The organism is Roseiarcus sp. (assembly GCF_052145395.1).
In the GTDB taxonomy this organism is placed as follows: Bacteria; Pseudomonadota; Alphaproteobacteria; order Rhizobiales; family Beijerinckiaceae; genus Roseiarcus.
Genome location: NZ_JBKQOT010000417.1, coordinates 1 through 3,580, shown reverse-complemented (window position 1 = coordinate 3,580; position 3,580 = coordinate 1). Strand labels below are relative to the sequence as shown.

5 protein-coding genes and 1 pseudogene are annotated in these 3,580 nt (G+C 63.4%); 1 reads left to right on the top strand and 5 read right to left on the bottom strand.

The annotated features are described in order from the left end of the window. Window positions 1-542: 542 nt before the first annotated feature. Window positions 543-713 carry a fumarylacetoacetate hydrolase family protein gene (locus ACLP25_RS14080; RefSeq protein ID WP_442469809.1) on the top strand — a complete coding sequence of 57 codons (171 nt, stop codon included), beginning with the start codon at window positions 543-545 and terminating at the stop codon, window positions 711-713. Window positions 714-809: 96 nt separating this feature from the next. On the opposite strand, the gene ACLP25_RS14075 is transcribed toward ACLP25_RS14080, so the two are convergent. The 5 genes and pseudogenes from ACLP25_RS14075 to ACLP25_RS14055 all read right to left on the bottom strand — a co-directional run. Beyond that, complete coding sequence (locus ACLP25_RS14075) at window positions 810-947, bottom strand: hypothetical protein (protein ID WP_442469810.1); 138 nt, start codon at window positions 945-947, stop codon at window positions 810-812. Window positions 948-982: 35 nt separating this feature from the next. Beyond that, window positions 983-1,246, bottom strand: a complete 264-nt coding sequence (locus ACLP25_RS14070; RefSeq protein WP_442469808.1) for a transposase — start codon at window positions 1,244-1,246, stop codon at window positions 983-985. Continuing rightward, window positions 1,243-2,523 carry a tetratricopeptide repeat protein gene (locus tag ACLP25_RS14065; protein ID WP_442469807.1) on the bottom strand — a complete coding sequence of 427 codons (1,281 nt, stop codon included), beginning with the start codon at window positions 2,521-2,523 and terminating at the stop codon, window positions 1,243-1,245. The genes ACLP25_RS14070 and ACLP25_RS14065 overlap by 4 nt, the downstream gene beginning before the upstream one ends. An 88-nt stretch (window positions 2,524-2,611) precedes the next feature. Continuing rightward, window positions 2,612-3,013, bottom strand: coding sequence for an adenylate/guanylate cyclase domain-containing protein (locus ACLP25_RS14060; protein WP_442469806.1), 402 nt, complete (start codon window positions 3,011-3,013; stop codon window positions 2,612-2,614). A gap of 378 nt (window positions 3,014-3,391) precedes the next feature. After that, a pseudogene (locus ACLP25_RS14055) lies at window positions 3,392-3,580 on the bottom strand (IS6 family transposase); the annotation flags it as partial.

Here is a 3,580-nt window from a genome sequence, read left to right as displayed (position 1 = left end):
GATCTGCCCGCCCTGACCGCCGACCGCCAGGTTCCCCTTTCCGGATGACGACTTCCGGGCGGCCCCTAAGCACGCCCGGCTTTTTATGCCCGGTGGGCGGCGCGAGGCGACTAGGGGTCCGACTAGGTGTCGCGCCCCGGCTGTCCGCGTAACACCTTGATAATGTTAGCGAATTAATTGCAGAATTATTAAGAGGAGATTCATCGGTCGGGCCCCTCCCAGACGCGCGCCTTCGGCAGCCTAATTGGGTCACTGAGAGATTTCAATCTCGATGGGCCGCACAGTCGCGGCAGTCCGGATGCTGCCTCGGGCCATCCCTTAGATCGTAATCCGCTCGACCTCATCGAGCGTAATCACGTCTCCGGTCCGATCATAAAGTTTCGTCGTGCGAGGACTCTCATGCGCCGCCATCGCTTGCGCGTTCTCCAATGTACCGCCGGCTTCGAGATAGGCCGTGATGCCCGTGGCGCGGAAGGTGTGGCAGCCGATCCGAACGCGCGTGCCGAGATCGGCAGCGCTCCTTCGAAGACATCCTTGCCTACGTGTCCCAGGGCGAGACCGTTCATGCCGGGGAGTTCTTCGGCTCGGGCACTGTTGGAAACTGTTGCGGCTTCGAAACCGGCCGGTTCCTCGATGATGGCGATGTGATCGAACTGGAGGTCGAGCCCATCGGGGTGCTTCGAAACGCCGTCAAGCGCCAGTCGGCGGTTTGAGCGGCGTCGATGAAGGCGACTGGCCGGGTATTGACTGGCCGAAACAGAGAAGGATGCTGAACATGATCGACGACAGGACGGCCCCGTATGGCGCAGCTATTCTCCGGATAACCGCAGGTCTGGCTTTCGGGGGGCGGGTGAGTCATGAGGGGCCTCCCGCCGGATTTCGGACGGGGTCTGTCCGGTCCGGCATCGGAACGCTTTGCGAAAGTTCGCGACATCGTTGAACCCCATCGGCAAACCGATGTCGTCGATGCTGTGGCTGGTCTTCAGATATTCGACCGCCAGCGAACGATAGACGTCGTCCAGGCGGCCGATCGGATCATCGGTTCGACGCCGGCCTTCTCGCAAGCCTCTACGTTGCCAGCGCTGAAATATCCGGTGTCCGCCAGCAGATGTTCAACCTCGCCCAGGGCCCCAGGCAACGCCTCGATCTTCTCCAGCATCGGTTTGACCTGGTTCTTGTCGTTGGGCGGCTGGACCACGTCGGTCGCCACCTCGATCCGCTTGCGCACGGCTTGAGTCGCGGTCATGACTCCGGCGCCCCGGCCTTGCGCAGGCCGTCAATGACGCGCTCCAATTCGGCGATCCTAGCAGGGTTATCACTCGGAACGCTCGCGCGAAGTCGGGCAATTGTGAAAGTGCGGTTCATTGCCAGTCCCGCCTGAGCTTCGGATAGCGCTTCAGGAAGCCCGCCGAGATGCGCCAGAGCGGCCCCCAGAATGAAATGCGAGCTCGGATAATTCCTGTCGGCTTCGATCGACCGGCGCAGCCAATCGACCGCCTCCTCTTCCCTGCCGAGCTGAAATTTGGCCAATCCAGCGAACATGCACCAGAGGTAGACATCCCTGTCGCGGGGACTGAGGCGCAACGCCTCCTGGATGTGAGCCTCGGTCTCCTCGGGCTGACCGAGGAGAAGCTTGATGTCGCCAATTTGCGCGTGCGCGGCAGCCAAGTTTCGATCGAGTTCCAACGCCCGCTCGCAGGAGCGGATGCCCTGAAGGCTGCGATTGGTATGCATTTGGACCACCCCCAGCAACAGATGGGCGATCGCATTCTCAGGAGCGAGGGACAGCGCTTTGGTCAGAGATTCTTCGGCGGCGGCAATCCGCGCGGTTCGATCATCAGGAAGGAATATTGTCGCGACCGCTAGATTGACGGAGGCAATGCCGACCAGCCCCATGCCGTTGGCGGGATCGAGCGCCGCCGCCCGCTCGAACAAGCGGCGCGCCTCAGCGAGATTGTCGGCCGTGACGCCCTTATTCCACCAAGCCCAGCCTTGAAAGATGAGGTCGATCGAGTCGGGGTTCGGCGACTGTTCCGCGCGTCGCGCCTCGGCGGCGATGAGTTCGGTGTTGAGCGCGCCTGCCAAGCGCGCGACGATTTCGTCCTGCATGTCGAAAAGATCGGCGAGCGGCTTGTCGAACCGCGCCGCCCAGAGATGTTTGCCGCGCTCGGCGTCGATCAGCTGGACATTGACGCGCATCCGGGCTCCGGCCCGCTGAACGCTGCCCTCGAGGATATAGCGGATGTTCAGCTCGCGCCCGATCTGCTTGAGATCAACGCGCCTGCCCTTGTAGGTGAAGGCGGTGTTGCGACCGATCACGATAGAGCCGCCGATGCGCGAGAGATCCGTGGTCAGGCTGTCGGTCACGCCGTCGACGAAATGCTCCTGCTCGGGATCGCCGCCGAGGTTGGCGAACGGCAAGACCACGATGGAAAGGCGCGGCGGCTCCTGCTCGTTCGGCGCGGAGGCGGAGGGGGTGGACGCCGGCCCTTCCGACCCGGTCCCGATTGCGTAGACCCGCACCGGCCGGGCGATACTCTTGAGGTCCTTCGCGCCGAGATCGAGGAAGTGCGCCTCGACCCGGCCCCCGCACGTGTTCGTACGCGGCGCCCTAAATGAAAACGCCGCCGGGCTCGCAAATGCCTTCGAGTCGCGCAGTGATGTTGACGCCGTCGCCAAGGATGTCGTCGTCCTCGACGAGCACGTCGCCTAGGGTGACGCCGATGCGATAGTGGATGCGCTTGTCTTCGGGCGTCCCGGCGTTGCGCTCGGTCATGAGCTTCTGGATCGCGATCGCGCATTCGACCGCGGCGACCACCGAAGAAAACTCGATCAGCAGCCCGTCGCCGGTCGTCTTGACGATGCGGCCGCCCTTGCTCACGACAAGCGGAGCCGCCGCCTCGCGATGCTCGCGCACCGCCCGCGCGGTCCCCGCCTCGTCCTCGCCCATGAGGCGCGAGTACCCGACCACGTCGGCGGCGAGGATCGCGGCGAGCTTGCGGGTTTCGGTCATCGAGTTCCCCAAGACCGGGCTTATCTTAACATGAGGCAAGGCACGATGAGGGGTCGCTTCGGGTCGAGTTGGGTCGAGTTGACCCGTTCGCCGGGCCGTCAGTGAACGACCGGTAGTTGCCCACCGCTGTCGTGTCCCGCGTTGTGTCGATGCAGGGTTGAACAGCACGGTTCTCAATCTAAAATCGGACCGAATGGCCCAGACCTCTTCGGCCGAACGGGACGCTTCTGGCAAATCAGACGTCCGTTGTTCGAGGCGACACGGGAAGCAACGCTATCTGAGCCGCCTTGCGTAGGATGCCGCCGTCGCCTTGCCTGCAGCGGCGTTGTCACGGGAACCTGAATTTGCGACGCGAAGTCCGGAAGTCACAGCTCGGGCTCATGCTTCCGTCGCGGCTCGCCACCTCCGGAACGCGTCGTCTCTAAGGACGCGGAGCGTGCTGCGGGACGTGAGATGGCGCTGGACGTTGAACGTGTTATGGACGGCGGCATGAACGGACAGGAACCGTTGGGCTGATCCGGGCGATTTGAACCGCTGCATCTTGCGTTCGCGTCGTCGCGTCGGCTG